Genomic DNA, 5,416 nt, shown 5'->3' with positions numbered 1-5,416 from the left:
CCCTCAGACCAGGCCGCCCCCCGCGCCCCGCAGGTGGACGATGTCGCCGGCCGAGACGGGTTCCTGGAGGCCGTTGCCGGTGGAGAGGACCAGGCGGCCGTCGCCGTCGATCGCCACGGCCTCCCCGGTGAGCGTGCGGTCGCCGGGAAGCTGGGCCCGTACCGTCCGGCCCAGCGTCGCGCAGCCCGCCGCGTACGCCTCCTGCAGGCCGCTCGCCGCCGCGTCGCCGTCCGCCGCGCGCCACTGGCCGTACCAGTGCTCCAGCGAGCGCAGCACGCCCCGCAGCAGCGTCTCGCGGTCGGTGGAGACCGCACCGGCCAGCGCCAGCGAGGCTGCCGTGGGGGCGGGCAGTTCATCGGCGCGCAGGGAGACGTTGAGGCCCATGCCGACGACCACGCCGTCCCCGGCGCGCTCGGCCAGGATGCCGCCCGCCTTGCGTTCCACGCCCTCCACCGTGACCAGGAGGTCGTTGGGCCACTTCAGGGCCGTGTCGACGCCCGCGGATTTCGCCAGGCCGGTCGCCGCGGCGACCCCGGTGAGCAGCGGCAGCCAGCCCCACCGCTCGGCCGGGATGTCGCCCGGCTTCAGGTAGACGGAGAGGAACAGGCCCGAACGGGCCGGAGCCGTCCAGGTGCGATCGAGGCGGCCGCGGCCCGCGGTCTGCTCCTCGGCGACCAGCACGGTGCCCTCGTCGAGCCCCGCGGCCGCGCGCCGGGCGAGATCGGAGTTGGTGGACCCGGTGGTCTCCACCACGTCCAGCGAGGTCCACAGTCCGCCGGGCCGCAGCAGTCCGCGGCGCAGGGCGGGGACGTTCAGGGGCGGTCGGTCCAGGTCCGACCAACGGCTCTGTGGCGTATCCGAAGGTGTCATGCAAGCCAGACTAGGTGTGGCAAACGACGCACTGCCGAACCGTATCCGCGCCGATACCCTACGGATCAGTAGGTGTTTCAGTACCTGTTCAGCAGCACAGTCGTCCCCGTGACCAGGCAGGGAGCCGCCACCCGATGTCCGAGCCGGAAGAGACCGACATCCACACCACCGCGGGCAAGCTCGCGGACCTGCAGCGCCGTATCGACGAGGCGACGCACGCGGGCTCCGAACGCGCGGTCGAGAAGCAGCACGCCAAGGGCAAGTTGACCGCGCGCGAACGGGTCGATCTGCTGCTCGACGAGGGTTCCTTCGTGGAGCTCGACGAATTCGCCCGGCACCGCTCGACCAACTTCGGCATCGAGAAGAACCGCCCGTACGGGGACGGCGTCGTCACCGGCTACGGCACGGTCGACGGCCGCCCCGTCTGCGTCTACTCGCAGGACTTCACCATCTTCGGCGGCTCGCTCGGCGAGGTCTACGGTGAGAAAATCGTCAAGGTGATGGACTTCGCGCTGAAGACCGGCTGCCCGGTCATCGGCATCAACGACGGTGGCGGCGCCCGGATCCAGGAGGGCGTGGCCGCGCTCGGGCTGTTCGCCGAGATCTTCCGCCGCAATGTGCACGCCTCGGGCGTCGTGCCGCAGATCTCGCTGATCGTCGGACCGTGCGCGGGCGGCGCGGTCTACTCCCCCGCGATCACCGACTTCACGGTCATGGTCGACCAGACCTCGCACATGTTCATCACCGGTCCCGACGTCATCAAGACGGTCACCGGCGAGGACGTGGGCTTCGAGGAGCTCGGCGGCGCCCGTACCCACAACACCACCTCCGGGGTGGCGCACCACATGGCGGGCGACGAGAAGGACGCCATCGAGTACGTCAAGTCGCTGCTTTCGTACCTCCCTTCGAACAACCTGTCCGAGGCGCCCGCCTTCCCCGAGACGGCGGAGCTCGCCACCACGGACGAGGACCGCGAGCTCGACACCCTCATCCCGGACTCGGCGAACCAGCCGTACGACATGCACTCCGCCATCGAACACGTGCTGGACGACGGTGAGTTCCTGGAGACGCAGGCCCTGTTCGCGCCGAACATCATCACCGGCTTCGGGCGCGTCGAGGGCTACCCGGTCGGCATCGTCGCCAACCAGCCGATGCAGTTCGCCGGCTGCCTGGACATCAACGCGAGCGAGAAGGCCGCGCGCTTCGTCCGTACCTGCGACGCCTTCAACGTGCCCGTGCTGACCTTCGTCGACGTCCCCGGCTTCCTGCCCGGTGTCGACCAGGAGTACGGCGGCATCATCCGCCGCGGCGCCAAGCTGATCTACGCGTACGCCGAGGCGACCGTCCCGCTGATCACCGTGATCACCCGCAAGGCGTTCGGCGGCGCGTACGACGTCATGGGCTCCAAGCACCTCGGCGCCGACATCAACCTCGCCTGGCCGACCGCGCAGATCGCGGTGATGGGCGCGCAGGGTGCGGTGAACATCCTGCACCGCCGCACGATCGCCGCCGCCGAGGATCAGGACGCCACCCGCGCCGAGCTGATCGCCGACTACGAGGACACCCTGCTCAACCCGTACGTGGCGGCGGAGCGCGGTTACGTCGATGCGGTGATCATGCCGTCCGACACCCGCGCGCACATCGTGAAGGGGCTGCGCCAGCTGCGCACCAAGCGGGAGTCGCTGCCCCCGAAGAAGCACGGCAACATCCCCCTCTAGAAAGGGTCCTGGCCATGATCAAGGTCGTACGGGGCAACCCGACCCCGGAGGAGCTGGCAGCCGCACTGGCGGTGGTGCGGGCGCGCGCCGCGGCGACGACGTCCGAGGATCCGGCAGGCGGACCGGCCGGCGGGCCGCCGCTGCCCGGCCAGTGGTCCGACCCGGGACGCATCGCCCGGCGCACACGTCATCTGCCGGGGCCGCGGGCCTGGGCCCGGACGTACTGGCCCGGGTAGCCGCGATCCCGGTGGTCGCCGGGCATCCCCGCACAGCGTTTCCGGAGGTCCGGACCCTTCTGGTCCGGACCTCCGGTGCGTCCGGGGGCGATCCGGCCGGTTCGTGCCACGGCGGCTGAGTACCCGTACTCAGGCGCGCCGCCCGCCGCGGCAGCAGGATCGTTTCCATGCTGTGGTCCGACCCCGAGAACAAGCCCCCGAAGGAACTGCGCGACGCCCAGGACATGATGCGCCGTGCGGGGCTGGTCCTCGCCCTCGCGATGGTGGTCGCGATGTTCGTGCTCGGGCTGCGCTGAGGCCGAGGGCCGCCGTACGGGGCCGGGGACCGGCCCGGCGCGGCTCTTCTACGATGGCCCGTATGACTGATCAGCGCCGTCTCGTGCTCGCCTCCGCCTCCCCCGCCCGTCTCGGTCTGCTGCGGCAGGCCGGCTTCGCGCCCGAGGTGATCGTGAGCGGGGTGGACGAGGACGCGCTGAGCGCCCCGACCCCGGCCGAACTGGCGCTGGTGCTCGCCGAGGCCAAGGCCGCGGCGGTGGCCGGCCGGCCGGAGGCGGCGGGCGCCCTGGTCATCGGCTGCGACTCGGTGCTCGAACTCGACGGCGAGGCGCTCGGCAAGCCGGCCGACGCCGAGGAGGCAATCGCCCGCTGGAAGTCCATGCGCGGCCGGGCCGGGGTGCTGCAGACCGGTCACAGCGTGATCGACACCGCGACCGGGCGCACCACCTCGGCGACCGCCTCGACCACCGTCCGCTTCGGCGAACCGACGGACGCCGAGATCGCCGCCTACGTGGCCACCGGCGAGCCGCTCCGCGTGGCGGGCGCCTTCACCCTGGACGGCCGTTCGGCCCCCTTCGTCGACTCCATCGAGGGCGACCACGGCAATGTCATCGGGCTCTCGCTGCCGCTGCTGCGCCGGCTGCTGGGCGAGCTGGGGATCTCCGTCACCGGGCTCTGGGCCTGATCCGGGTTCCGGGCCGGGTCCGAGCGGCCTCCCGGGCCGGGTCCGGGTTCCGGGCCGGGTCCGAGCGGACGCCCCGGCCCCGGGACCGGCGGCCGCATGGGTCCGGGACCTGCGTCCGCATGGGTCCGGGCCACCGTCCGGCCCGAGGACCGGCGGACATCCCGGCGCGCGGGGTCGGACCGGCGCGGGGGGTCAGACCGGCGCGCGGGATCAGACCGGCGCGGGGGCGCCCGCTCCGGCGCCCTCGGCGGGCTCGTCGGCGGGCCCGTCCGACGGGGTGCCGTACGCCACCAGCGTGAGCACTATCAGCCCGAACACCACCATCATGCTCGCGAACGCGGCCCAGCCGAGCAGCCCGACCGTCAGCGCACCCAGCACCGCGTGCACCACGGCGCAGACGATCAGGACGATGCGGGCGAAGCGGCCGGGGGCCCGGTCGCGGATGCCGGCCAGCAGCAGGAGCAGCCCGCACAGCAGCAGGTACAGGCCGAAGACGCCGCCCATCGCCCAGGTGCCGTTCGACATGACGGCGGGGTCCATCCCGGCCAGCGACATGTCCTGGTTCTTGACCACCGTCGCCAGGATGCCGTTGATGAGCACGATGCCCACGGCCTCCACGAACAGCACGATCGCGGCCACGAACGCCACCGGTCTGCGCACCACGGTGTCCACCCCCTGTTACCTGCAGTACGAGCGATAGCGCGGACCCTACTAACCGGTAATGCTCCGGACAAGGGTCCGGCGATCTCCGCTTACGCCCCGCGCTCGCGGCGTACGCCGGCGCACTCCTCCCGCACGCGCCTTGTCGCGACCCAAGTGCGTCGGGCAAAGAATTGTTCGCCCATTAGTGGGGACTCGACAAAGAAACGCGCGGAGTCGCAGTCCGTACGAACAGAGACCTGGACCACACCTCGTGGCTACTGTGCGGTTATGAAACCCGGCGTACCGTGGTGCCACAAGGGATTTCGCGACTTGAGCAAGCCTCGAATCACACTCCGTGTGGGCAAGCTCACCATTGGGGACGGGTCGTAGGGCCGTGTCGGTAGTCCCTAAACTCAGCTTGTTTCAAGGAGGGAGCCATCGTGCGCAAGGTGCTCATCGCCAACCGTGGCGAAATTGCTGTCCGTGTTGCTCGGGCATGCCGGGATGCCGGGATCGGGAGCGTGGCCGTCTACGCAGACCCGGACCGCGATGCTCTGCACGTGCGTGCGGCCGACGAGGCATTCGCTCTGGGCGGTGACACCCCGGCCGCCAGTTATCTGGACATGGCCAAGGTGCTCCAGGCTGCCGAGGACTCCGGTGCCGACGCGGTCCATCCGGGTTACGGGTTCCTGTCGGAGAACGCCGAGTTCGCGCAGGCCGTCCTCGATGCCGGGCTGACCTGGATCGGCCCGCCGCCGCAGGCGATCCGGGACCTCGGCGACAAGGTCGCCGCCCGGCACATCGCGCAGCGTGCCGGGGCCCCGCTGGTCGCGGGCACCCCCGACCCGGTCGGAGGCTCTGCCGAGGTCGTGGCGTTCGCCGAGGAGAACGGGCTGCCGATCGCGATCAAGGCCGCCTTCGGCGGCGGCGGACGCGGGCTGAAGGTCGCACGCACACTTCAGGAGATCCCGGAGCTCTACGACTCCGCG

Annotated in this window: 7 protein-coding genes; 5 read left to right on the top strand and 2 right to left on the bottom strand. The window is 71.3% G+C overall.

Features of this window, described 5'->3' with window-relative positions:
* Window positions 1-3 precede the first annotated feature (3 nt).
* Window positions 4-870, bottom strand: a complete 867-nt coding sequence (locus tag AADR41_RS41000) for a biotin--[acetyl-CoA-carboxylase] ligase (RefSeq protein ID WP_342287468.1) — start codon at window positions 868-870, stop codon at window positions 4-6.
* Window positions 871-1,004: 134 nt separating this feature from the next.
* Between AADR41_RS41000 and AADR41_RS40995 the strand changes: the two genes are divergently transcribed.
* From AADR41_RS40995 to AADR41_RS40980, 4 genes are all read left to right on the top strand, one after another.
* Window positions 1,005-2,588, top strand: coding sequence for an acyl-CoA carboxylase subunit beta (locus AADR41_RS40995; RefSeq protein WP_342287466.1), 1,584 nt, complete (start codon window positions 1,005-1,007; stop codon window positions 2,586-2,588).
* A 14-nt stretch (window positions 2,589-2,602) separates the two neighbouring features.
* The gene (locus AADR41_RS40990; protein WP_342287463.1) at window positions 2,603-2,824 is read left to right on the top strand and encodes an acyl-CoA carboxylase epsilon subunit; all 222 of its coding nucleotides are present in this window, start codon (window positions 2,603-2,605) and stop codon (window positions 2,822-2,824) included.
* A gap of 167 nt (window positions 2,825-2,991) precedes the next feature.
* Entirely contained in the window at window positions 2,992-3,120 is a 129-nt protein-coding gene (gene mmpB / locus AADR41_RS40985) for a morphogenic membrane protein MmpB (RefSeq protein ID WP_259929864.1), read from the top strand.
* A 53-nt stretch (window positions 3,121-3,173) separates the two neighbouring features.
* Window positions 3,174-3,785 (top strand): Maf family protein, encoded by a 612-nt coding sequence (locus AADR41_RS40980; protein ID WP_342287462.1) that lies wholly within the window; start codon window positions 3,174-3,176, stop codon window positions 3,783-3,785.
* A gap of 210 nt (window positions 3,786-3,995) precedes the next feature.
* On the opposite strand, the gene AADR41_RS40975 is transcribed toward AADR41_RS40980, so the two are convergent.
* Window positions 3,996-4,457 (bottom strand): hypothetical protein, encoded by a 462-nt coding sequence (locus AADR41_RS40975; protein WP_342287460.1) that lies wholly within the window; start codon window positions 4,455-4,457, stop codon window positions 3,996-3,998.
* A 410-nt stretch (window positions 4,458-4,867) separates the two neighbouring features.
* Here AADR41_RS40975 and AADR41_RS40970 point away from each other — a divergent pair.
* On the top strand, window positions 4,868-5,416 hold a 549-nt coding region (locus AADR41_RS40970; RefSeq protein WP_342287458.1), incomplete at its 3' end, for a biotin carboxylase N-terminal domain-containing protein.

Source organism: Streptomyces sp. CLV115 (genome assembly GCF_038448545.1).
GTDB lineage: Bacteria > Actinomycetota > Actinomycetes > Streptomycetales > Streptomycetaceae > Streptomyces > Streptomyces sanglieri.
This window is presented reverse-complemented; position numbering and strand designations above follow the sequence as displayed.